Source organism: Pseudomonas sp. FFPRI_1, assembly GCF_055384485.1.
In genome coordinates this window covers 1,655,686-1,677,305 of sequence record NZ_AP029168.1, presented here as the reverse complement: position 1 = coordinate 1,677,305, position 21,620 = coordinate 1,655,686, and the positions used below count along the sequence as shown (strand labels likewise).

Genomic DNA, 21,620 nt, shown 5'->3' with positions numbered 1-21,620 from the left:
GTGCCAGAACTCATCGGCGGCCGTCAGTTTTTTGCCGCACCACCGGTGCCATTGACCTCATTCACCGCATTGAGAATCAGGAAGCCCAGAGACGGCTCCAGCCCGTAGGCATCGTCATAGCTGAGAGCCTCCGAGCCGTCAGCACCCAGCGCTACCGACGCGGCGATATAGCGGGCATTGCGGCTCAACTCGCCGTCACTCTCGGCAAACAGACGCTCGATGACACCGAAGGACTGTCGACGTACATGCAGGGTCAAGGTGTCGGTCACCTCCTTGCCGGTCTTGTGGTCGAGGTGGGTCCAGCTCACCTGTTTCTTCACGGGCAGGGCATCGACGATGCCGCCCTTGGCTTTCAGTTGTTTGAGGTTCATGACGTGGTTCAGGCCTTCTTGATCCAGGTGGAACCGCCGGTGCGCTGAATGGTGACGGTGGTGGTGACCACAGCGTTCAGCGCGAAGTTGAACGGGAAGTCCGAGACATAGCCATCGAAGGCGAACCAGGTGCGGGTCGCAGGCAGTTCGAAGTTGTCGCCCTTGGCATTGACGGTCGGCAGCACACCCTTGCCATCGGACCAGCCGACGACCCATTTGACGCTGGTATCGCCATTGGCTTCGGACAGTTGATGCAGGCGGATATGGCTGGCGTTGGCCGGGTCGGCGTTCAGCCCCAGGCTGGCGGTGCCTGGGGTCCGCAGGCCCTTCTTGTAGCTGCGCTCTTGGGCATTGAGGCTGGTGTCTTCGATCTGCTCGGCAGGTGCACCGCCCGGATCGAAGGAAGTGGCGTGCTCGATTTCCAGCACCGTGTAGGGGCCGCTGCCAGTGACAGAGGGAACCAGGGCAAAGATTTGCGTACCTTGGGTAAGAATCGACATCAGGTGTTCTCCAGACAACATAAAAAAACCCGCGACGGCGGGCTGTGAGTGTTACTCGGGGAGGAAGCTCAAAACGCTGGAACCCTGGGTTCAGGGGGCCGGCGAGCCATCCAGATAAGGGGGAGCATTGGGGTCGGGCTCACGACTCTTGATCAGGTCCACCAGCGCCTGGTTGCTTTGCGCCAGCAGGCGGATGGCGCTGTTCAAGGCAGTCTGTCCATCGGTCTGGACCTGGAGTGCGGCGATCAGCCGATTGATCGCAGCAAGGTCTTCGTCATTCATGGGGGCAGTCCTCTCTATCCGTCGAACGTTACCCGGGGCAGCCCCCGGAACTCTGGCGTAGCCAGGATCACTCGCGCCCTGCCGGCAAGAGTTCACTGCCGGCCTTGAGCCCGGACTGCAGCGCCGTCCAGAACTCGGCATCTTCATAGCCCATGGCCCAGACGCTGGTGCCAGCCAGGCCCAACCTGGCCACCAGGGCGGTCTTGGTCTTGATGCTGGCGGCGTCGTCGTACCAGAGCACCGGTTGCGCTCGCTGCGGGGTCCACTCCACGCCATCGGCGAAGGTCTGGACCGGGCCCCAGGTGGCGTAGGGCGTCGCGGAGGCTGGATCCCGATGAGTAACCGCCCGGTGCTCGACAATGATTTCCGAGTAGGCCGACCAGTGCACCCGGTTGCCGATGCTGTAGTCCTGGCCATAGGCGGGCAGCCCGGAAAGGATCTTGCTCGCCGGTACACGCGACACGGCGTAGCTCAGCAACGCCAGTTGCCAGTCAGCGCCCGATTCCGGGCCGGGCCAGACTTCACGGTGGAAGCCGCCACTGCTCCAGCCCGGCCCGACCTGGTCGTAGGTCATCACCTGGAAGTAGTCCACCGCCGCACCCAGGGCCTTGTAGTCATAGCCTTGCAGGTACTCGGGCTGGGTGTCGCTGAGCTTGGGCGGGATGCTGATGATCAGCTTCTTGTTGCCGGCATGCAGGGCGTTGCCCAGGGCTTTGACGTAGGCGGAAAACGCTGCGCGGTTCCTCGGCTCGACCTTCTCGAAGTCCAGGTTGATGCCGGCAAATCCACCGTCCCTGGCCAGCTTGACCAACTGCTTGATGGTGCCCGTGCTCAAGGCCCGGTCGTTGAGGATGGAGTGGGAGATCGCCGGGTCGAAGGCGCCGATGTCTTCGTTGTAGTCGGAGACGGTCGGGTACAGCGCCAGGGATTGGCTCTTGGCAAAACGAATGATGTTCTGCGTGGTTTCGTTCATGCCGTCCTGGTGCAGCTTGCCGGTGACGGTCAGGCCGTAGGTACTGCCCAGGCCGACGGCAGACAGGTTGTGGTGGAAAGCCTGCAGGTTGCTGTAGGACGCTTCGACCTGGCCGTCGGTGTAGGCCAGGACAAACGGAGCCCCATGGCTTGCGGTTGCCAACAGCAAGCTGCACGTGGCGATCAAGGTGCGGAAAAAATGCCGGATCGGCAGGGTGATACCTGGATTCATGAATACTCCTGGAGGCGGCTTGCCGCGTCAGTGGGGAAGATGATCAACGCTCAGAGCTGCTCGACCCTGAGGGGTTTGCGGGCCTGGGGCGGCTTGCCTTTGGCCTTGGCCTTGCCCTTCTTGCCGCCGTTGCACTCGACCGTGGTCGTCCACCCGGATGGGGTGAACAGCTGCTCGACCGAATCCACCAGGTAGTCGCCATCGAGCCCGGCCTTGAACCCCTGGGCATTGATCATCCGCTCGGCAAACAGATCGGTACGCCCCGCAAGGTCCAGGCGCAGGCTGGCGGTGCTGCGATTGAAGGCCGCCAAGCGAGCCTTGGCGGCCTGCTCGGCGGCGGCTTTGTTCGGGTACAGGTGGCGCTCGGTGTACACCGCCGGCGAATCACTCGGCGCGTCGTCGTTATCCAGGTCGATGACCCGCAGCTTTCCGCTCTTGGGGTCCTGGTGTCGGGTCTGCACCGCCTTGTGGGTGCTGCCGTCACTCAGGCGAAACTGGTAGCGACTAACGTCGCCGCGGCCGAGGGTGACAAGCCCCAGGGCCTTGCCGCTGGCACTCTGGCCGCCCTGGCGGGGCAGTACCAGCAGCTTGCCTTCGGCCACCTTGGCGGTGCAGTCGTATTGCCGGGCCAGGCGGGTGATGAAATTGAAATCGGACTCATTGAGCTGATCGATGCGCGGCACTTTGATGGCGAGCGGGCAGATCGGCTGCCAGCCGTTGCGCGCCGCCAGGTCACGGACGATCAGCTGCAGCGGGACATTCTCCCAACTGCCACTGCGGCTGGTCTTGCCACTGCCGCGCATGTCGCTGGCCTTGCCGCGGATCTCGATGGCATCGGGCGGCCCGCTCACCACCACTTCATCCACGGTGTAGCGCCCCAGGCGGGTCAACTCCTGGCCGGCGTAGCCGAGGAAGACTTCGATGTTCGCACCCCGCCGGGGCAGGGCCACGGCACCGTCGCGGTCATCGATGCGCAGCTCGAATTCGTCCGACTCCATGCCGGGCTTGTCCGTGGTGCGCAGGGTCAGCAACCGGTCGTTGATCTGCGCGGTGATGTCCCGGCCATCAGCGACGATTCGAAACGCTGGGGTCATGAACCTTGCTCCAGAAAAAGCCCACCCCGTACTCGGCGGGGTGGGTGGATTGAACCCGGGCTCAGTCCCATAGCTGGACCATGGCCTCGGCCCGGGACGGCAGCTTTGGCAGCCGGATCAGTACCCCGGCGCGAAACGGCTGGGGCTCGTCGGCCAATCCCTGGTTGGCATCCAGCACCTCTTCGACACAGCCGTTGAGGTGGCCGTAGTACTGGTGGCACAAGGTATCGAGCAGGTCCCCGTCAGACGTTCTGCAAGTCGTCGCCATAGCTTACGAACTCCAATGAAAAACCTTGTTTGCGAGGGATGCCACCGGCCAGCAGATGGCTCTGATCTTCCTCGATGCTGGTGAGGCACCAGGTGCCCAGTACTTCTCCATAGCCCGTGGTCAGGCTCAGCGGCTGCAAGCGCTGGCCGATGCTGCGCAGGGTCTGCAACTGCCCCAGGCCGCCCTTGAACCCGGGGAACACCGCGCCCTTGAGGGTGATCCGCTCTTCGCCCTGGCCCACTGCTTGCTGGGCGACACTGCGGCTCAGGCGCTCCTGGCCGGCCCAGCGAAACCCGGTCTGGCGCCGCAGTTCCTCGAAGGCTGCGGTGTCGACGTTGAAGTAGTAAGGCTGGGCGCCCGCCCCAAGGGGCTGCAGGATCAACAGGTGGGGAAAAGGTTTTACCGCCTCGGCCGCCGGTGTGGTTTGTTCGACAAACGCCGCCGTCGGGAAGATGTTGCCCAGGGCGGGGCTGATCTGCCCGCCGATCCGGTTGATCGCCGCGCCAGCCTTGGCCACCTGTTCCTGCAGCGCGCCAAGGCGCTGCTGGACCTGCCCCGCCACCGTCACCGCCTGGCTGTATTGGGCCGCCACCTCTCCGACGGCCGACTGCGCGGCACTGATGCCACGCATCGTGCGCTGCAGCTTGGCGCCCAGCACCGGCCCGACCAAGGGCAGGTTCTCCAGCTCCAGGGCGGCGCCGCCGATGTCGCTGATGGCGCCGTTCATGGGCCCCAGCATTGCATCCGCGCTGCGTCGGCCCGCCTCTGCTGCCGCCACCAGGGAACCCAGCCCCGACTGCAGCTGTTCCATGTAAGCCATGCCTTCTCCTTAAACGTGTGCGGCGTCGAACAGCTGGCGAGCGGCAGCCTGGCGGCTGAACTCGTCGAACTGCCAGCGCAGGTGCGGTTCCAGTTCCCGAGCCAGTTGCGCAGGGTCGCGCACATCGCCCTGGACCGAGATCGACAGGTAGGGCGCGAAGCTGAACTGCTGTTCGATGACGGGGGGCAACTGAGACTTGAACGACTCCGGCGGATTGATCGTGGCCGGCGTCGCGGTGGACGCCAATGGACTGGCCATCGAACGCACTGCCTGCCCCATCAGCGGCGGTGTCTGACCGCTCTGGAAGGATTTCGCGATGTCGCCCATGACCGGCGGGAGGTTCTGCCCGGCGTTGCGCATCATCAGCGGACCGGCTGCGGGCATTTGCTTGAGCGACTCGTCAGAGCCAAACATCGCCTTGCCTGCATAGGCGCCCAGAGCGCCGCCACCCCAGTAACCAAGAGCACCACCAAGGACGGTTCCTACAGCGCCGCCAAAGGCAGTGCCAAGCCCTGGTACGACAGAACCAATGGCAGCCCCGGCAGCCGCCCCCATTTTGGCCCCCGCCCAAGCGCCGACCAACCCTCCAGCCGCGCCGCCATAGCCTTCGGCCTTCTCGTCGCGGGTCTTGGCATTCTGATAGGTGTCTGCGATCTGAAGACCGGCATCCAGTACCGACAGGACACCACCACGCTTGACTAGCGACTTGGCGCCACGCAACAGAGACATCAAGCCGTTCCCTGCAACCGTGCCGACTCTCATCCCTGCCTGGGCCAAACGGCTCAAATTGCCTGGGCTGAATACATTTTTCAGGCTCTGGAAAACGCGACCGAGCACGCCGCGCTTGGGCTTTGCGCCAGCGGGACCATTGCCGCCTTTGTTGCCCTTCCTGTTCCTGCCTCCGTCGAGGTCGTAATCACCCGCGCCCATTCCCAGTGCATTGGTGACAAACACGCGCTGGACAAGGTTGGGGTCGACCTTCAACCCACCCCGCAAGACATTCAGCAGGCCCTTGCCCATGGTGTAGACGGCCATGAGTTTTTTCACCGCGACATAAGCGGCGCCCAAGGCAGCCACACCCTGCACCAACGATGGGGTCTGTTCCGCCAGTTCGCTCAGCTTGCCGACCAATAGGGTGATGCCCTTGGCCGCTAGGTCCGTCGCGGGTCGCAGGGCCTCTCCCACCACCCGCTGGCCTTCGTCGATGGCCTGCTCGGCTTCAGCCCACAACTGCCTGGAGGCTTCTCGGCGCTCGGCGAGGTTCCTGGCGAGAACGCCAGAGGCGCTCAACGAATCCTTCTTCACTTGCTCGTACTGCTGCCGGCCCTGGGTCTGGGCCAGCAAGGCCGCCTTGATCTGCATATCGGTGAACAGGTCGCCGGTGCGCAGGGACTCTTCCAGAGCCTCAAGGGTCGCCTTGGCCTTGGCCGGGTCGGTTTCCTTGCTGATCTGCGCCTGGGCCTCGGCCATCTTCGCGGCCTTGGCCGGATCGATGGCCCTGACGTAACGCATGGCCAGGGCAAAGCTCGCCTCCAGGCTCGACATGCCCTTTTGGATGCCGGTGTTCAGCGAAGCCTGATAATCAATACCGGCCTCTTCGTAGGCTTTGACCGCCTCACCGGAGCCGATCTTGCCTATCCAGTTCTGCAGTTGCCCCGCGGCCTGATCAGCACCGCCCGCGGTGTTCATCTGCACTTGCAGCATCGCCCCGAGCTGGCTCACCGCATCCATACCGGCAAGCCCTTGCGCGCTTGCGCTGTGGAGCAGAGCCGGGAGCAGACGCGCCATGTCGGCGGCTTCAAAATTGCCCGACTGCCCCTGCAGGGCGATAGCCTCCAGGGCCTGCTCCATGACCTTGGGATCACTGATTCCAGCTTTCAGCTCCAAGGCCCGCATCAGTTTTGCGGTGTCTTCGACACTCGCGCCCTGCCCCACCGCAAACTTGGCGGCCAAGCCAGCGTAGCCTTGCGCCTTGTCCAGCGACATGCCGCTGCTGGTCATCTGGCTCACCAGAGCGGCCACGTCGTTACGGGCCATCCCCGTGTCACGCGAGGTCTGAGTGACCGTGCGGCTCAACTGTGCTTCCTGAGGCTGGTTGGCCACATTGGCCTTGATCGCGATGTCGCGGATCAGCGCCTGATAATCGGCATTGATCTTGACCGGGATGGCCAGCTTGCCGATCCCGTCCTTGGCCAAGCCATACGCCGCCTTGAAGTCAGCCTTGCCCTGGTCGATCTGCTGCTGCCCCCGGGCCTGCAGGGCGGAGCCCCGGGCCACCTTACCCAGGGCCTGATACTCCTGACGCAGTTTGTGCACCTGCACACCCTGCTGACGCAGGCCATCCCGACTCTGCTCCAACCGGCGCAACAGCCCGGCGGCGGAAGCGGCGCCGGCGTCATGGGCCTTTTTCCATTGGTCCTGCAGGCGCAAAGTCTGGCCAATGGTCTGTTCCAGCACCCTGGCCTTGCTGCCCTGCTCCTGCAATTGCCTGATCCGGCCTTCCACTGTCTTGAAGGCGGCGTCCCACGTCGAACTGAGGGCAGTACCAATCACCACCAGTCCCGATTCCAGCTTGCTCGCCATCTGCTACTCCTGCTCTGTGGGTGATGGGCTCAATCCGTGAGCCACCAGACCATGTCGGAAAACCTCATGGTCATGATTTCCTCAGCGGCGAAATGCAGCTCGCTGGCGAGCCGCTTCGCCGCCATCTTCATCACCGCAGGGTCAAAGCTCGTCGTCTTGCACCAGGCGAAAATAACCAGCCTGCAGGCGCTGATAGTCCTTGAGCGCCATGCCCTCCAGGTCCTTGGCACTGATTTGCGCCAGGCTGGCAAACAGCATCAGCTCGCGCTGTTCGTCATCACCGGAAGCCCCGGCATTGGCCGCGCGCACATCACGCACAGTGGGGGCGCGCAGGGTGACCTGGTCGCAGACCACGCCGTTCATCTCCACCGGCTTGCTGAGGCTGATCACCACGTTTTCCGCGCTCAGGGTCATCCACGCCGGGGTCTTGCTGATTGCTTGAGACATGCTGGTGGTTTCCTTACAGGCCCAGGGCCGAACGTTGCGCCGCCAGTTGGTCGACACCGTTGATCACGCGTTTCATGCCCAGGGCATCGATCTCGTAGATCAGGCGACCGTCGACTTCCAGCTTGTAGTAGGTCAGGGCCACGTTGTGCTTGACCTCGGCCTTGTCGCCGGACTTCCAGTCGCCCATGTCGACCTCTTTCAGCAGGCCGCGCAGGGTGACGATCACCGGGGTCACCTTGCCCTTGAGGCCCTTGAAGGCGCCACGGAACACACCGTTGAAACCACTGCCATCGGCCAGGCCGAACATCTTCAGCGACTCGCGGCGCACGCCGGTGGTGGTGAAGCCGGCCTCTTGTTTCTCCATGCCCATGTCCAGTTCCACCGGCACATCCATGCCGCCGACGCGATGCTCCTCGGTCTTGAGGGTCAACTTGGGCAGGGTCAGGCTCGGCACGTCGCCTTGAAAGCTGATGCCATCGACGAACAGGTTCATGTTCGCCAGGGTTTCGGGAATCATTGCCATTGCTGCTGCTCCTTAAGCGGTGTGTTCGAGGACTTCGGTCAGCCACTGGTTGGTGACCTCGACGCGGAAGTTGGGGTTTTCCGCCGGTGGTACGTCGGTGAAGCGGATGTTCCAGTACACCTTGCCCTGCTCCAGCTGGCTGGCAGTGTTGAGCTCGGTGTCGGCGTAGACCTCGAAGTTGATGATCGCGCCCTGGTTCTTCAGATCACGCATGAACGCCTGCAGGCCCTCGGTGACGTCCTTGACGTAGGTCGCGGTGATCGAGCGGTCCACTGCCCATTTGTGGCCGTAGAGGATCGCGTCCATGACGATGTCCAGGGTCCGTACCCGAGTGACAAAGGCCCACTTCGGATCGCTGGACAAGGTGCGGTTGCCCCACAGGCGGAAGCCGTCGTCGCGAATGATGGTGGTGATGTTGGCGTTGTTCAGCAGGTTGGCGCGGCAGCTTTCATCACCGTCCAGGAACTCGATGGAGCGGGTGGTGCCGGTGATGCCGACGAACTCCTTGTTCGACGGCGAGGCCCAGAAGCCGTACTCGTTGTCGGTCCAGGCAAACAGGCCCGCAACCCAGGCTGAAGCCGGCGCATCGACGCTGGCATTGGCGCCGTTGTCCCAGTATTGAATGCCCGGGTCGACCATGTAGGCGCGCTTGGCGCCGAAATTCTTGGCATACGCCATGGCCGCTTCGTCTGTGCTGTTGGGGCCATCGATGATCGCCAGGCCACGCAGCTTGTCGGCCAGGGCCACCAGCGCAGTGCCGACCGCCTGGGTCGAACTGTGCTTGGGAGTCACCAGCAACCGCGGCTGGGCGTTGAAACGGCTCTTGCCATCCAGCAAGGCTTGCAGGCCGGTACGCTTGCCGTCGGCCAGCACCCCGCCGATGATCGCCGAGGTCTGCTCGGCCGCATCCGCCACCTTGGCCACGCCGCAAGCGACGATCACCGCCTTGGCCCGCTGATAAATGGCCTGGCAAGCCTTGGTGATGGCCGCATCCGGGCCCCAGGCTGCAATGGCCTCGCGCTCGTTGGTGATCAGCAGCAGGTCATTGACCTTGGCAGTGGCGGTCGGGCCTTCGGTGAAGGTGTCCACCAGGCCGATGATCGAAGACGACGGCAGCGAAATAGTCCGCGTGCCGGTGTCGACGTTGGTGACGGTAACGCCGTGGAAAAAACCACTCATGGATAAACTCCAGACATGAAAAAGCCCCGGGTGAAGGGGGCTGTAAGGGATGTTTGATTAATGGGAAGCGGGAAGGAAAACGCCCCGGCGGTGCGGGGCGTTTATGGGGCCAGGTTCGCTAGCCATTGCGGAGGTGTTGGCCGATGCTCGACCTGGGGGAACTCCCCGTCTTCCGGCCAGTATCGAAGAGCACGTCGGTACGCTTGAAGCTGTGTGTATTGCTCCGATGACAACGTAACTTTCAAACCCTCCTCCAACTCGTCACGGTGGCGGATTACCAGGGCATCGGTTACTTCAAGCTGTTGCGAGCGCCAGAAGCGCTCAAATGCGCCTGCACGCTCAACAAGATCAACCTCAGGCGCTGGCACGACAACAACGCGCCCCTTTTTGACCGCGAGCAATTGATCAGCTCGACGCTCTAGTGCTGCGACGAAATCCTCCTGCGGTACTTCGATAACATCGTCAGGAATAGCACCTTTCTGATACCCGAAGTCTTCAGGGTAGAACTGATTGTTACTTGGGCTAAATCTCATGCTCACTCCTTAGCGACCAATGGCCTGCCAATGAATCTGCCAGTCATTTGACAAAGTCGCAGCTGCGTTAAACCCATTGATTGTTTCACCCGTTGTCACGACAGAAACAGCTGCAATCCCAGCGCTATAGTGAGTGCAAACAATACCGAACACCTCATTCGGAAAAGCTACCGGAAAGGCATTGTAGACACTTCGTACTATTCCACGGCCGAACGCGCATTGATCTGGATGGCCACCAGCAATGCCACTGCCCCACATCCGGATCAACCCATTTGGCATGCGCTCATAACCATTACGGGCGACCAGCGCCTTACCGACTCCGCCCACAACTCGATAAGAAAAGCTCGGATCACTCTGCGATGCATTCGATATCACAATAAACTCGCAGGCGGTGCCGTTTCTCAGAACGTACAAAGGAGACACGACCTGTGCCGCCGGGCCAGCAAATTTTGAGTTCGGAGCACTCAGTGAGACATCCCCTCCGACAGCTTCAAGATAAAAGCTTGTACCTAGAGGAAGAGTATTGGCATCTGGTAATGCATAGCTCTGTGCAGCCCCCCTGTTAAAACCAATGTACTTACCCGCATCAACGACCGGGATTGTCCCACTCGCCGCTTGATAGTCGATGTACCCGCTGCGGCTACCCAAGGCTCGACGCACAAACTCCGTCGTGGCTAGCGTCTTTGTACTATCGAACTGTGGGGGGGTACTGCAAAGCATCTTGGAATATTGAAACTGTGCCGACCCCGATGCCCACCAACTGATAGCACCATTACTGACCAGTTCCAATGTGGCACCGGGTTGCAGCGTAATGTTCGAGAGTTGGGTACCATTTCCCGCGTTAATAAAGTCCGCGCCGGAACAGACCACATTGACAACACCATTACCGATATTACGGAAGTGGATAGCGCCTCCATACGGCAGGTCGCCAGCCACCGGCAACGTTACGGGAAACGCTCCGATCAACGTCACTAACGTGCCAACCGCTCCGGTCGTCAATGTTGTCGAATCAGTAACGTTAGTGAAACCACGATAGTTGCCACTACTCCGCTTAACAAACTCAGTTGTCGCCAGTGACTTCGTATTGTCGAACAGAGCAGGAGTTGGCGCCGTGGGAGCACCGAGCAACGCAGGGGAATTGATCGGCGCAAAACCCTGAGTCACGTTCTGAAAACTCAAAGCTGTCGTGCCCACGACAATCATGCCATCCGTCACCAACTGCCAACGGGTATCGGCCAAGGTCATACCTTGCTCAACGGATACCTGCATGGCCGACGTCACTTCCACATTGCTGTCTGCATCCGCTGTACGTCCCCAAATACCTGCGGCAGCGCTATACAGGCCATTGTCTTTGGCAACAGTCTGATTTTTAACCAGTACCCGATCACCTGTGACCAGTGCGACACCGTCGATAGTCTGCAGACCAGCCAGTGCAATATTGGCAGTAGTAGCGACCCGCACCGATTGCTTGCTATCAAGCTTGTACAGCTCCTCAAGAATCTTCGCATCTACGTATTCCCGAGTCGCCAATACCACCGCAGGATCAACCTTGAGCGTGATGTTTGCAGCGCTTGAAACAATGAAGTTCATCCGCACCACTTGGGTACGACCTGATCCCTGCGACAGCACAGGCTTGAAACTGGGTGCACAGTTCGCCACCGCCACTAAATCGCCATCAGCGTCGTAAAGACCGATCTCGCGAATCCAGTGTCCCCCCTCATCGGCAGGAATGACCTGTTCGGCGATGATCACCGCCGGGTTAACCGGATCGATCCGCAACTGATTGATAGGCTTGCGACGCCATGCGTTGATCAGACTGGTTTGCAGCCGGTTTGGAGTGGGGTCCGTATTGTTGGCATCGCCCACCGCCATTTCTGTGAGTTTCCAGGGAATCCCCAGCGCATTGGCATTGGCCTGCTTGGCCTCGCCCACCGCCGTAAGGATGGCGAAAAACTGCGAGTTCGCGTCAATCATGAATAAACATCCAGAGTGTCTATTGAGTGTTCACGTCCGACCACGCCGATATAACCCGTGACATCGATATCACGCAGGACTGGCGGGTAAACGTCGATTTCGTCGCCATCGTATTGGGCAACACTAATATTCAAAGTGCCTTGGGTTTCCAAGCTGATCGCCAACCCCGTCAGGTGCCGGGTGACAGGCTTGGCATCGTCGATCAGGCGCTCCAGCTCCTGATACATCTCCTCGGTGATACCGGTGTCGAGAACGCCGACCTTCAGCGTGAAGGTGCCGGGCACGCCCTGGGGAACCGTGTTGAACCACTCGACGATCTCAATCAGGTATCCAAGGGGCTCGACCACCCGCCGTAGCGCGCCGATGGTGCCCTTGCGGGCATGAATGAAGTACGAGGCACGAATGGCGTTGCGCTTGACCGTTTCGCTCCAGCGCGGGTCCCAGCGATCCACCGACCAGGCCCAGGCCAGTTGCGACAGCAGATGTGCCGGGCAGGTATCGGGGTTGTAGAGGGTACGCAGCAAGATGGCGGTGTCATTCGCATTGACAGCCTCAAGCGCGCGTTCCAGTGGTGTGCTGTTGACCGGTAAAAGGCTGCTCATGTCAGCTCCCCAGCGTGACGCTGTAACCGGTGCAATACGCCGCCTGGGCCTTGGTTGGGACAATGTCCTGCCAACCGTTCAACTCGACTCGACCGACCCCGGCAACGTGCAGCTGGGCATCAATCGCCGAACGGGCGACTTCAACCCCAAGGCGTTTGCGCGGATTCATCCAGGCCTGGAGCCGGCGCTCGGCCTCGGCCAGGGCCGCATCGCTTTCCGGCCCTGGTCCCTTCATGTGCAATACCGCGTCGATGCGATACGGCAGTACCTCGGCACTCTGAACCGTGACTCGGTCCCCCAGCGGTCGTACGTCTTCATCATTGAGGGCGGCCGCCACGACCTTCAGCAGTTCAGGACCTGCTGCGCCGTTCCCCTCGAGGCTCAAAACCGTAACGGTCACCCGGGCCGGCGACGGGCTTTCGGCCTCGGCATCCGCCACCAGAGCCGACGCATTGCGGGCATGCAGGATGTAACTGTTACGCGGACCAGCCGTGGTCAGTCCTTCAAAGGCCAGTTGCGCCCGCTCACGCAGCGCGTCATCCGATTCTTTGACCTCCACTATCGGCGGTATGGCCAGCAGGTCCCCCGGCTGAATCACCAGGCGCTGCAAGTTGACATTGGCCGCCAGGTGATCGAGGTCATCGCCCTTGGCATGGGCCAGCAGCAAGGCCTTGGCCGCATCATTGACCCGAGCGCGCAGTTGCATGTCCCGGTATGCCGCCACTTCCAGCAGCTTGACCACCGGGTCGCTCTCCAGGCTCGCCGTCCAGTTGCTGCCCATGTGCCGACGAAACATCGCCAGCTTGTCCTGATACAGCGCCTCAAAATCCAGGGCTTCCAGAACTTGCGGAGCCGGCAATGCCGACAAGTCCAACATGCTCATGCCGTCACCTCCAAAATCGCGCTATCGCCCAGGTATTGGCCCGTCAGTTGAAAAGTGATCTGTCCCGCCACTACCGACACCACCTGAACCCGCTCCAGCTTGAGCCGCGGCTCCCAGCGCAACAGCGTCCGGGCCACTTCTGCCTGCACGGCACTTTTCCAACCGCCGGTGACCGGCAGGTCGACAAAGCGTCGCAGGTTGCTGCCGTACTCCGGACGCATGCGCCGGCTACCAAGCGGTGTGGTGAGGATGTCCTCAATGGACTGCCGCACATGCTCGATACCGGAAAGAGGCAAACCGCTACGGCGATCCATTCCGATCATCGCCTTACTCCTGCGGTTGCAGATCCGGGTGTTTGCTCAGGTAGTCCAACGCGGTGTCGTCCGCTGCGTCAGCGGACACACACCCCTGAACCACGCAAAGCTGGCGGCCGTCGGCCAAAATCAGCACGCGAGAGGTGTAGAGGGTGTCGCGAAAGACCAGCGGGCCAGCGCTGGCCAATCCGGCGGCGCGTTTTCTTGGGGTAGCCATGGTGTTCTCCGAGTACAAAAAAACCGCTCTTGGCGGTTGATATGAATAAAGGTTGTCGTTGCCGGCAGCCCTCACCGGCACGTCATTGAGGAATAGCGGTGGCTCCGGGGCCTGGCATCACCCCCATATGGACATGGGTGGAACCGACATTGACCCCGTTGTGCTTCAAGCTCGCGCCGTTGATCTGCACGTCGCCATTCAAGGTGATTGCTCCTGTCAGGGTGATGCTGTCGGCCCTGCCGGTGATGGCGCTATCCGTCACCACGGCCGAGCTGTCGCCCACTTGAATCGAAACCGTACCGCTGGGCAGGCTGATGCTGTAGCGCTTGGCCTGCCAGTCGTAGACCAGCGAGCCGCCATCGTCGAAACGCCAGACCTCGACATGCTCGCGGTTGTCCGGCGCAGCACCGGCATCTCCATACAGGCCCGGCACAAAGGTGCCCTGCGCCGGTTCACCACTGGGGCTGATCAGCACGCCCTGCTCGCCCAGGCTCGGCGCCCGCCAGTGTCGGGCCTTGCCCGCGGCCTGGCTGTGCCAGCGCACCCAGGCACTGGTCCAGCCGGCGCCGTCGGATACCCGGACTCTGGCGCTGGCCAGGTCCACGCCGATGACACTGCAGGGGATGATCAGGCCGGCGAGCATGCGGTCGTGAGCGGAGGAAACGTAGCTCATTGCATCTGCTCCGGCGACTGATAGGCATCCTCGTTCCCTGGTCCGGTATCGGGAGCAAAACCGAATACCAGGGAGCCCGGGCCTTGATTGGGCCAGGGCCATTCCTCCTGGCCAAAGTAGATGATCTGCTGCCACTGCACCGTCCAGCTCAGGTAGTGCAACGACAGGGTCGAAACATTCGTCGGCATGGCCCGGGCCGCGGTGGTCCCCTCGACAAAGTCGAGGCCCCAGGCCTGCAGCCGCAGAAGATCCACCAATTGCGCCGCCAGATTGACGGCCGCCAGCGGGGCGTGAGGAAGATTGGCATCAACCAGCACCCTGGCCTCAAAGGTGACCTTCACCCCACTGCGCCCATCGCCCGGGTCTGCTCCCGGGTCCATCCCGGTGAGCGCAAAGGCAATCGCCGGTTTCGTCAGCCCATCCAGCCCCTCGGGGAAGGCTTCAACCGTCTCCACCTGTGGCATCGCGGCCTTGATGGTCGCGGTGATTGCGTCATGCAAGGTCGTCAGCTCGTTCATTATCCATTCCCGCAATCAAGTCGACCGCGCCACCACCTTCGGGCACGAGCCGGTAAACCCTACGACGCCAATTTCCGCCAGCTCGCGCAAGAGCGCGGCGCAGGAAGCGGCGTCACTGTCGATCAACCCAGGAGAAGAACCCCACGCTCGGCAACGTGTCGGAAGCCGTGTGGGGTGTACTCCTGAAGTCCTGCAGATTTGCTCCATCGTTGATAGGATCAAGACCGATCCGAGTGAGAATCACGGTCCGGGGTTTCACACACGCCAATGCGCCTGGCGGCCCAGCGCTCGTAGAGGCCAATGGCGACATCAGCACCCGCCATCGCCGTCAGGCAGCCGAAGGCGCAGGCGGTCCAGATCGACAGGCCGGCGCCGTACAGCAGCATGATTGCCGAAACCCCGCAGACCACGCAGGCGCCGGAGCGCAGTGCCAGGCGTCGTACCAGCGACCAGCCGCGGGCGCCCTCCTTGTCGGCACGCCACATTTCGCCGGAGACGCCACCGACCAACGCCAGGACGATGACCAGCCAGATCGGCATGTCCAGCAACGCTTGTTGCTCGTTTGTCATTCACGTCTCCCGTGCGGATTGGGGCCAGCAAAGTGGCCCGTTATGGAAAGCTGAAAAAGCGGTTTCAAAGGGTCCCTGTCTGTCAGTGGCCCACATTAGGCAGGCATTCCAAAAAGCCCGGTCGCCCGGGCTTTTCAGTAATGCAAACCTTGATCTTTCGGCGCTACTGGCGCGGTACGGATCCATTTAGATTGTTCCTCCGACCGCGACCCTGTCCGCCGGATAACTGCTTCTGGTGCTTTACGCTGCACACCCGGGTCAGTTGCCAACCCTCTGAACCGTCGAGGCCGGTTCATCGCTGCCTTTGCTTTGTCACTAAAGAGCGTCTTTGCAGCCGCTTTCGTGCGGCTTGGGGCTCATATTATGCATTCGTGCATATGCAGTCAATGCAATAATGCATTTATTTATGCAGTGGATTTGCTGAAATGCATGGAAGGCGCATAAGCAAAGGGCAGGGGACATTTCGCAGGCGAAAAAAAAGCCCGCTCAAGAGCGGGCTTTATCTGACGGTAATGGGTTAGCGGGCGTACATGCCCCACCAGAAGACGTGACCGAGGATGCTGATCTGCTCCTCCTGAATCTCCTGGAAGCTGTAGTCCTCATCCGGATGCTCATCGCGGTTGAAGCTGCGCAGGCGAATCCCCGTGGGCAGGCGATACAGCTGCTTCACCCGCAACTGGCCGTTGTGGTTGATCGCGTAAAGGTCACCATCGACGATATCGCCAATGGCGCACTTGCCAGCATTGACTCCGACCGTGGCGCCGTCCCGCAGTACCGGCAACATGCTGTTGCCGCGCACCGTGACGCACTTGGCCTGGTCGAACTGCACGCCGTTGTGCCGCAGGCTGCGCTTGCCGAAGCGCAGGCTGGCGCGTTCGCTTTCCTCGATGACGAATCTTCCTGATCCAGCAGCCAATTCAACCTCACGCAGAAAGGGAACCGACACCTCGTCGTCATCGACAGGGGTGTCGTCGTCCCACAGGCTTATGTCCTTGAGTTCCGAATGAATCTCGTCACGGGTAGCTGGCCGGGCAGACGCGATATCCACGCGCCCACGCAGTTGATCGGTGCTCACCTGGAAGTAGTCGGCGATCCGCGAGATGTGTTTATCCGAGGGATCGACGATCTTCCCGCTGAGAATCCGCGAGAGGGTGGATTGAGGCACGCCGGTGCGACGGTGAAGCTCCGTGGGGGAGATTCCGTCGCGATCCAGCAGCTCTCTTAAGACGGTAGAAACGTTGCGTATTTGCATAGAACGCATAGTGCTTGATCTTTTTCTCAATGACAAATGCTGTTTTGCATGTTTGTAATGCATTTGCCGGACAAACGCAGTAGCGCCTTGGTGCCTGCGAGGCCAGGGCGCCCATGGTAACCTTGCCGCCATCTGCAAAAAGCCGAGCCCAGTGCTCCTTTGTGTCACCCATTCAACGAATCCGCCTGAATACCAATGAGTAAAAATACCTCCGATCTGTCCTCCCACACGCCGATGATGCAGCAGTACTGGCGCCTCAAGAACCAGCACCCTGATCAGTTGATGTTCTACCGCATGGGCGACTTCTACGAGATCTTCTATGAGGACGCGAAGAAGGCCGCCAAGTTGCTGGACATCACCCTGACGGCGCGCGGACAGTCGGCAGGCCAGGCAATTCCCATGTGCGGCATTCCCTACCACGCCGCCGAGGGCTACCTGGCCAAGCTGGTGAAGCTCGGCGAGTCGGTGGTGATCTGCGAGCAGGTGGGCGACCCGGCGACCAGCAAGGGCCCGGTGGAGCGCCAAGTGGTGCGCATCATCACCCCGGGCACGGTGAGTGACGAGGCGCTGCTGGATGAGCGTCGCGACAACCTGATTGCCGCGGTGCTGGGCGATGAGCGCCTGTTCGGCCTGGCGGTGCTGGATATCACCAGCGGCAACTTCAGCGTCCTGGAAATCAAGGGCTGGGAGAACCTGCTGGCCGAACTGGAACGGATCAACCCGGTTGAGCTGTTGATCCCCGATGACTGGCCACAGGGCCTGCCGGCGGAAAAACGCCGCGGCGTGCGGCGTCGTGCCCCATGGGATTTCGAACGCGATTCCGCGCACAAAAGCCTGTGCCAGCAATTCTCTACCCAGGACCTCAAGGGCTTTGGCTGCGAGAGCCTGACCCTGGCTATCGGCGCCGCTGGTTGCCTGCTGGGCTATGCCAAGGAAACCCAGCGCACCGCCCTGCCCCACCTGCGCAGCCTGCGCCATGAGCGTCTGGACGATACCGTGGTGCTGGACGGCGCCAGCCGGCGCAACCTGGAACTGGACACCAACCTGGCGGGCGGGCGCGACAATACCCTGCAATCGGTAGTCGATCGCTGCCAGACCGCCATGGGCAGCCGCCTACTGACTCGCTGGCTGAACCGCCCGCTGCGCGACCTCAAGGTCCTGCAGGCACGTCAGTCCTCCATTACCTGCCTGCTGGACGGTTACCGCTTCGAACGGCTGCAACCGCAGCTGAAGGAAATCGGCGATATCGAGCGGATCCTCGCGCGAATCGGCTTGCGCAACGCCCGTCCGCGCGACCTGGCCCGGCTGCGCGATGCCCTGGCCGCACTGCCGGAGCTGCAAGAGGCGATGACTGAACTGGAGGCGGACCACCTCAAGCAACTGGCGGTCACCACCAGCACCTACCCGGAGTTGGCAGCACTGCTGGCCAAGGCAATCATCGACAACCCGCCAGCCGTGATCCGTGATGGCGGCGTGCTCAAGACCGGCTACGACGCCGAGCTCGACGAACTGCAATCCTTGAGCGAGAACGCCGGGCAGTTCCTGATCGACCTCGAAGCCCGCGAGAAAGCCCGTACCGGCCTGGCCAACCTCAAGGTCGGCTACAACCGCATTCACGGCTACTTCATCGAGCTGCCCAGCAAACAGGCCGAACAGGCGCCGGCAGACTACATTCGCCGTCAGACCCTCAAGGGCGCGGAGCGCTTCATCACTCCAGAACTCAAGGAGTTTGAAGACAAGGCGCTGTCAGCCAAGAGCCGCGCTCTGGCTCGCGAAAAAATGCTCTACGACGCACTGCTGGAAACCCTGATCAGCCACTTGCCGCCACTGCAGGATACGGCCGGCGCTCTGGCCGAGCTGGACGTCCTGAGCAACCTGGCCGAGCGCGCACTGAACCTGGACCTGAACTGCCCGCGCTTTGTCAGCGAGCCTTGCATGCGCATCACCCAGGGCCGTCACCCGGTCGTGGAGCAGGTATTGACCACGCCGTTCGTGGCCAACGACCTGAACCTGGACGACAACACCCGGATGCTGGTAATCACCGGGCCGAACATGGGCGGTAAGTCCACCTACATGCGCCAAACCGCGCTGATCGTGCTGCTGGCCCATATCGGCAGCTTCGTCCCTGCGGCAAGCTGCGAACTGTCGCTGGTGGACCGGATCTTCACCCGGATCGGCTCCAGCGACGACCTGGCCGGTGGACGCTCGACCTTCATGGTGGAAATGAGCGAAACCGCGAACATCCTGCACAACGCCACCGAGCGCAGCCTGGTGCTGATGGACGAAGTGGGGCGCGGTACCAGTACTTTTGACGGTCTTTCCCTGGCCTGGGCTGCGGCAGAACGTCTCGCCCACTTGCGCGCCTACACCCTGTTCGCCACCCACTACTTCGAACTGACCGTACTGCCGGAAAGCGAACCGCTAGTAGCCAACGTGCATCTCAATGCCACCGAGCACAACGAGCGTATCGTCTTCCTCCACCATGTACTGCCAGGCCCTGCCAGCCAGAGCTACGGTCTGGCCGTAGCCCAGCTGGCCGGGGTTCCCAGCGCAGTCATCGTCCGCGCCCGTGAGCATCTGAGCCGACTGGAAACCACCAGCCTGCCCCATGAAACACCGCGACCAGCACCGGGCAAGACCGCGGCGCCACAGCAAAGTGACATGTTCGCCAGCCTGCCGCACCCGGTACTGGACGACCTGGCCAAGCTGGATCTGGATGACATGACGCCACGCCGTGCACTGGAAATGCTCTATACATTGAAGACGCGCATCTAACGCGAACGCCTTCAAGCTGTTAGAATCTCGCGCGGTTTGGGATGCTGCGGACTATTAGCCTGGTCCGCAGACTATCGCTCCCAAACCTGGCGACCCCGTCATGTAGGGGCTCCGCTGCCGCCGCCTGAGGAGAGAATTAGAAATGACCTTCGTCGTCACCGACAACTGCATCAAGTGCAAGTACACCGACTGCGTAGAAGTCTGTCCGGTGGACTGCTTTTACGAAGGCCCGAACTTCCTGGTGATTCACCCGGATGAGTGCATTGACTGCGCGCTGTGCGAGCCTGAATGCCCTGCTGTAGCCATTTTCTCCGAGGATGAAGTCCCGGAAGAGATGCAAGAATTCATTCAGTTGAACGTCGAGCTGGCAGAGATATGGCCGAACATCACTGAAAAGAAAGATTCGTTGCCGGATGCCGAAGAGTGGGATGGCGTCAAAGGCAAGATCAAAGACCTCGAGCGCTGATTGCCCCGAGTTCAAGAAAAGGCCCCTTGCGGGCCTTTTTGCATTTCTGGGTTCCGGGTTACGGCTGGCGGGTTTTTCGACAGGCAAAAAAAAGGGGCGGTATGACCCGCCCACATTTTTCCCTAGTCCCTTTATTCCTTTTCATCGTCCTGATGAATCGCTTCCTGCGATGTCCTGACCATCATCCTTGATGGCTGTGTCTATCCGTCGACACAGGGCTGATATTAAAGAGTTCCCTGGTAAGAGCAATCGCACTATTCGTAGGAAACTTTGTCGAACTCAGCATTACAGAATTAATAAATCCTTATAAATCAATAATATAAAAAATGTCCTAGGCCAAACTAGACAAGTAAGAAGCAGTCGCGAAACGAACACCTACAGAAAAGTAATCTTTGGCTTACACGTCAGTTAAGAATAATCCCAGCCCCTATCAGAACTAGAGAACTTTGAAACAAAACCAGCGGGCAATAAAAAGCCCCGACTGGATCGGGGCTCTTATGGATCAACAAGAATGGCTACTGAAACAGCGACTCGCTGGACAGCCCATTCTTTTCAAGGATCTCCCGCAGTCGCTTGAGCCCCTCAACCTGAATCTGCCTAACCCGCTCACGGGTCAAGCCGATCTCCAGGCCAACATCTTCAAGGGTGCTGCTCTCGTGCCCGCGCAGACCAAAGCGGCGCACCACCACTTCGCGCTGCTTCTCGGTCAACTCGGAAAGCCATTGATCGATGCTTTGCGAGAGGTCATCGTCCTGCAACAGTTCACAGGGATCCGTAGGACGGTCGTCGGTCAGGGTGTCCAACAAGGTCTTGTCGGAATCCGGTCCCAGCGAGACATCAACCGAAGAAACCCGCTCGTTCAAGCCGAGCATGCGTTTGACTTCGGCCACCGGCTTCTCCAGCAGGTTGGCGATTTCTTCGGGAGAGGGTTCATGATCGAGTTTTTGCGTCAACTCACGAGCTGCGCGCAAGTAGACGTTGAGCTCCTTGACCACATGAATCGGCAACCGGATGGTCCGGGTCTGATTCATGATCGCGCGCTCGATGGTCTGACGAATCCACCAGGTGGCATAGGTCGAGAATCGGAAGCCGCGTTCAGGGTCGAATTTCTCCACCGCTCGGATCAGCCCGAGGTTCCCCTCTTCGATCAGGTCCAGCAGCGACAAACCACGATTGACATAGCGTCGGGCGATTTTCACCACCAGTCGCAAGTTGCTTTCAATCATGCGCTTGCGCCCTGCCGGGTCGCCACTCTGCGATAAACGCGCAAAGTGCACTTCCTCTTCGGGAGAGAGCAATGGAGAGAAGCCGATTTCATTGAGATACAACTGCGTCGCATCAAGTGCACGCGTGTAATCAATGTACTTGTGTTGCTTGAGTGAAGCGGAGCTTTTGGATTTGGCGCGAACGGAAGGTGGAGTTGCCCCCTCATTATTCGACATCGAATCCATATCGATGCTGCTCTCCATAAGGAGAACCTCATCGTCGATGTCAAACTCCGGCACTTCTTTACTGAGAGCCATTGTTATAGTCCTTTGGTGAGTTCGACCTCAGGCTCAAGCGGCGCCTTTAT

General features: G+C 60.8%; 24 protein-coding genes. 2 read left to right on the top strand and 22 right to left on the bottom strand.

What is annotated here, in order from left to right; all coding sequences use genetic code 11:
• Window positions 1-23: 23 nt before the first annotated feature.
• The 21 genes from ACZ5BO_RS07515 to ACZ5BO_RS07415 form a co-directional block, all read right to left on the bottom strand.
• The gene (locus ACZ5BO_RS07515) at window positions 24-371 is read right to left on the bottom strand and encodes a phage tail assembly chaperone family protein, TAC (RefSeq protein ID WP_025127687.1); all 348 of its coding nucleotides are present in this window, start codon (window positions 369-371) and stop codon (window positions 24-26) included.
• Between the two features lie 8 nt (window positions 372-379).
• Window positions 380-871 carry a phage tail tube protein gene (locus tag ACZ5BO_RS07510; protein WP_025127686.1) on the bottom strand — a complete coding sequence of 164 codons (492 nt, stop codon included), beginning with the start codon at window positions 869-871 and terminating at the stop codon, window positions 380-382.
• 90 nt (window positions 872-961) lie between these two features.
• Window positions 962-1,153 (bottom strand): hypothetical protein, encoded by a 192-nt coding sequence (locus tag ACZ5BO_RS07505; RefSeq protein WP_464699027.1) that lies wholly within the window; start codon window positions 1,151-1,153, stop codon window positions 962-964.
• Between the two features lie 67 nt (window positions 1,154-1,220).
• Complete coding sequence (locus tag ACZ5BO_RS07500; RefSeq protein ID WP_464699025.1) at window positions 1,221-2,357, bottom strand: glycosyl hydrolase family 18 protein; 1,137 nt, start codon at window positions 2,355-2,357, stop codon at window positions 1,221-1,223.
• 50 nt (window positions 2,358-2,407) lie between these two features.
• Entirely contained in the window at window positions 2,408-3,451 is a 1,044-nt protein-coding gene (locus ACZ5BO_RS07495; RefSeq protein ID WP_464699023.1) for a phage late control D family protein, read from the bottom strand.
• 61 nt (window positions 3,452-3,512) lie between these two features.
• Complete coding sequence (locus ACZ5BO_RS07490; protein WP_025127682.1) at window positions 3,513-3,719, bottom strand: tail protein X; 207 nt, start codon at window positions 3,717-3,719, stop codon at window positions 3,513-3,515.
• Entirely contained in the window at window positions 3,694-4,539 is an 846-nt protein-coding gene (locus tag ACZ5BO_RS07485; protein ID WP_464699021.1) for a phage tail protein, read from the bottom strand. Before ACZ5BO_RS07485 ends, ACZ5BO_RS07490 begins: the two co-directional genes overlap by 26 nt.
• A 9-nt stretch (window positions 4,540-4,548) precedes the next feature.
• Window positions 4,549-7,122, bottom strand: coding sequence for a phage tail tape measure protein (locus tag ACZ5BO_RS07480; RefSeq protein ID WP_464699019.1), 2,574 nt, complete (start codon window positions 7,120-7,122; stop codon window positions 4,549-4,551).
• 141 nt (window positions 7,123-7,263) lie between these two features.
• Window positions 7,264-7,569 (bottom strand): phage tail assembly protein, encoded by a 306-nt coding sequence (locus ACZ5BO_RS07475; protein WP_464699017.1) that lies wholly within the window; start codon window positions 7,567-7,569, stop codon window positions 7,264-7,266.
• A 13-nt stretch (window positions 7,570-7,582) separates the two neighbouring features.
• Window positions 7,583-8,092: a phage major tail tube protein gene (locus ACZ5BO_RS07470; protein ID WP_015634355.1), complete on the bottom strand. Its 510-nt coding sequence runs from the start codon at window positions 8,090-8,092 to the stop codon at window positions 7,583-7,585.
• Between the two features lie 12 nt (window positions 8,093-8,104).
• Window positions 8,105-9,271: a phage tail sheath subtilisin-like domain-containing protein gene (locus tag ACZ5BO_RS07465; RefSeq protein WP_464699014.1), complete on the bottom strand. Its 1,167-nt coding sequence runs from the start codon at window positions 9,269-9,271 to the stop codon at window positions 8,105-8,107.
• A 101-nt stretch (window positions 9,272-9,372) separates the two neighbouring features.
• Complete coding sequence (locus ACZ5BO_RS07460) at window positions 9,373-9,804, bottom strand: phage tail protein (RefSeq protein WP_464699012.1); 432 nt, start codon at window positions 9,802-9,804, stop codon at window positions 9,373-9,375.
• 9 nt (window positions 9,805-9,813) lie between these two features.
• Window positions 9,814-11,778, bottom strand: coding sequence for a phage tail protein (locus tag ACZ5BO_RS07455; protein ID WP_464699010.1), 1,965 nt, complete (start codon window positions 11,776-11,778; stop codon window positions 9,814-9,816).
• Window positions 11,775-12,380 (bottom strand): phage tail protein I, encoded by a 606-nt coding sequence (locus tag ACZ5BO_RS07450; protein WP_464699009.1) that lies wholly within the window; start codon window positions 12,378-12,380, stop codon window positions 11,775-11,777. The genes ACZ5BO_RS07455 and ACZ5BO_RS07450 overlap by 4 nt, the downstream gene beginning before the upstream one ends.
• A gap of 1 nt (window position 12,381) precedes the next feature.
• Window positions 12,382-13,263 (bottom strand): baseplate assembly protein, encoded by an 882-nt coding sequence (locus ACZ5BO_RS07445; RefSeq protein ID WP_464699007.1) that lies wholly within the window; start codon window positions 13,261-13,263, stop codon window positions 12,382-12,384.
• Window positions 13,260-13,586 carry a GPW/gp25 family protein gene (locus ACZ5BO_RS07440; protein ID WP_464699006.1) on the bottom strand — a complete coding sequence of 109 codons (327 nt, stop codon included), beginning with the start codon at window positions 13,584-13,586 and terminating at the stop codon, window positions 13,260-13,262. The genes ACZ5BO_RS07445 and ACZ5BO_RS07440 overlap by 4 nt, the downstream gene beginning before the upstream one ends.
• Window positions 13,587-13,590: 4 nt before the next feature.
• Window positions 13,591-13,794, bottom strand: coding sequence for a hypothetical protein (locus ACZ5BO_RS07435; protein WP_464699004.1), 204 nt, complete (start codon window positions 13,792-13,794; stop codon window positions 13,591-13,593).
• 82 nt (window positions 13,795-13,876) lie between these two features.
• On the bottom strand, window positions 13,877-14,467 hold the full coding sequence (locus tag ACZ5BO_RS07430) for a phage baseplate assembly protein V (RefSeq protein ID WP_464699002.1): 591 nt from the start codon (window positions 14,465-14,467) through the stop codon (window positions 13,877-13,879).
• Window positions 14,464-14,985, bottom strand: a complete 522-nt coding sequence (locus tag ACZ5BO_RS07425; protein WP_464699000.1) for a hypothetical protein — start codon at window positions 14,983-14,985, stop codon at window positions 14,464-14,466. The genes ACZ5BO_RS07430 and ACZ5BO_RS07425 overlap by 4 nt, the downstream gene beginning before the upstream one ends.
• 218 nt (window positions 14,986-15,203) lie before the next feature.
• Window positions 15,204-15,554 (bottom strand): phage holin family protein, encoded by a 351-nt coding sequence (locus ACZ5BO_RS07420; RefSeq protein WP_025127667.1) that lies wholly within the window; start codon window positions 15,552-15,554, stop codon window positions 15,204-15,206.
• A 517-nt stretch (window positions 15,555-16,071) separates the two neighbouring features.
• On the bottom strand, window positions 16,072-16,815 hold the full coding sequence (locus tag ACZ5BO_RS07415) for a LexA family transcriptional regulator (protein ID WP_081818618.1): 744 nt from the start codon (window positions 16,813-16,815) through the stop codon (window positions 16,072-16,074).
• 186 nt (window positions 16,816-17,001) lie between these two features.
• Between ACZ5BO_RS07415 and mutS the strand changes: the two genes are divergently transcribed.
• Window positions 17,002-19,581: a DNA mismatch repair protein MutS gene (mutS, locus tag ACZ5BO_RS07410; protein ID WP_025127665.1), complete on the top strand. Its 2,580-nt coding sequence runs from the start codon at window positions 17,002-17,004 to the stop codon at window positions 19,579-19,581.
• Window positions 19,582-19,723: 142 nt separating this feature from the next.
• Entirely contained in the window at window positions 19,724-20,047 is a 324-nt protein-coding gene (gene fdxA / locus ACZ5BO_RS07405) for a ferredoxin FdxA (RefSeq protein ID WP_007924025.1), read from the top strand.
• A gap of 515 nt (window positions 20,048-20,562) precedes the next feature.
• Here fdxA and rpoS read toward each other — a convergent pair.
• The gene (rpoS, locus tag ACZ5BO_RS07400; protein WP_016964675.1) at window positions 20,563-21,570 is read right to left on the bottom strand and encodes an RNA polymerase sigma factor RpoS; all 1,008 of its coding nucleotides are present in this window, start codon (window positions 21,568-21,570) and stop codon (window positions 20,563-20,565) included.
• Between the last annotated feature and the right edge of the window lie 50 nt (window positions 21,571-21,620).

Excerpts from the sequence above, each read along its gene's own strand:
- fdxA (WP_007924025.1), top strand. The coding sequence starts at position 19,724 with ATGACCTTCGTCGTCACCGACAACTGCATCAAGTGCAAGTACACCGAC.
- ACZ5BO_RS07515 (WP_025127687.1), bottom strand. The coding sequence starts at position 371 with ATGAACCTCAAACAACTGAAAGCCAAGGGCGGCATCGTCGATGCCCTG.
- ACZ5BO_RS07470 (WP_015634355.1), bottom strand. The coding sequence starts at position 8,092 with ATGGCAATGATTCCCGAAACCCTGGCGAACATGAACCTGTTCGTCGAT.
- rpoS (WP_016964675.1), bottom strand. The coding sequence starts at position 21,570 with ATGGCTCTCAGTAAAGAAGTGCCGGAGTTTGACATCGACGATGAGGTT.
- ACZ5BO_RS07475 (WP_464699017.1), bottom strand. The coding sequence starts at position 7,569 with ATGTCTCAAGCAATCAGCAAGACCCCGGCGTGGATGACCCTGAGCGCG.
- ACZ5BO_RS07495 (WP_464699023.1), bottom strand. The coding sequence starts at position 3,451 with ATGACCCCAGCGTTTCGAATCGTCGCTGATGGCCGGGACATCACCGCG.
- ACZ5BO_RS07465 (WP_464699014.1), bottom strand. The coding sequence starts at position 9,271 with ATGAGTGGTTTTTTCCACGGCGTTACCGTCACCAACGTCGACACCGGC.
- ACZ5BO_RS07440 (WP_464699006.1), bottom strand. The coding sequence starts at position 13,586 with ATGATCGGAATGGATCGCCGTAGCGGTTTGCCTCTTTCCGGTATCGAG.
- mutS (WP_025127665.1), top strand. The coding sequence starts at position 17,002 with ATGAGTAAAAATACCTCCGATCTGTCCTCCCACACGCCGATGATGCAG.
- ACZ5BO_RS07460 (WP_464699012.1), bottom strand. The coding sequence starts at position 9,804 with ATGAGATTTAGCCCAAGTAACAATCAGTTCTACCCTGAAGACTTCGGG.
- ACZ5BO_RS07425 (WP_464699000.1), bottom strand. The coding sequence starts at position 14,985 with ATGAACGAGCTGACGACCTTGCATGACGCAATCACCGCGACCATCAAG.
- ACZ5BO_RS07435 (WP_464699004.1), bottom strand. The coding sequence starts at position 13,794 with ATGGCTACCCCAAGAAAACGCGCCGCCGGATTGGCCAGCGCTGGCCCG.
- ACZ5BO_RS07505 (WP_464699027.1), bottom strand. The coding sequence starts at position 1,153 with ATGAATGACGAAGACCTTGCTGCGATCAATCGGCTGATCGCCGCACTC.
- ACZ5BO_RS07500 (WP_464699025.1), bottom strand. The coding sequence starts at position 2,357 with ATGAATCCAGGTATCACCCTGCCGATCCGGCATTTTTTCCGCACCTTG.
- ACZ5BO_RS07455 (WP_464699010.1), bottom strand. The coding sequence starts at position 11,778 with ATGATTGACGCGAACTCGCAGTTTTTCGCCATCCTTACGGCGGTGGGC.
- ACZ5BO_RS07430 (WP_464699002.1), bottom strand. The coding sequence starts at position 14,467 with ATGAGCTACGTTTCCTCCGCTCACGACCGCATGCTCGCCGGCCTGATC.
- ACZ5BO_RS07420 (WP_025127667.1), bottom strand. The coding sequence starts at position 15,554 with ATGACAAACGAGCAACAAGCGTTGCTGGACATGCCGATCTGGCTGGTC.
- ACZ5BO_RS07450 (WP_464699009.1), bottom strand. The coding sequence starts at position 12,380 with ATGAGCAGCCTTTTACCGGTCAACAGCACACCACTGGAACGCGCGCTT.
- ACZ5BO_RS07485 (WP_464699021.1), bottom strand. The coding sequence starts at position 4,539 with ATGGCTTACATGGAACAGCTGCAGTCGGGGCTGGGTTCCCTGGTGGCG.
- ACZ5BO_RS07490 (WP_025127682.1), bottom strand. The coding sequence starts at position 3,719 with ATGGCGACGACTTGCAGAACGTCTGACGGGGACCTGCTCGATACCTTG.
- ACZ5BO_RS07445 (WP_464699007.1), bottom strand. The coding sequence starts at position 13,263 with ATGAGCATGTTGGACTTGTCGGCATTGCCGGCTCCGCAAGTTCTGGAA.
- ACZ5BO_RS07510 (WP_025127686.1), bottom strand. The coding sequence starts at position 871 with ATGTCGATTCTTACCCAAGGTACGCAAATCTTTGCCCTGGTTCCCTCT.
- ACZ5BO_RS07415 (WP_081818618.1), bottom strand. The coding sequence starts at position 16,815 with ATGCGTTCTATGCAAATACGCAACGTTTCTACCGTCTTAAGAGAGCTG.
- ACZ5BO_RS07480 (WP_464699019.1), bottom strand. The coding sequence starts at position 7,122 with ATGGCGAGCAAGCTGGAATCGGGACTGGTGGTGATTGGTACTGCCCTC.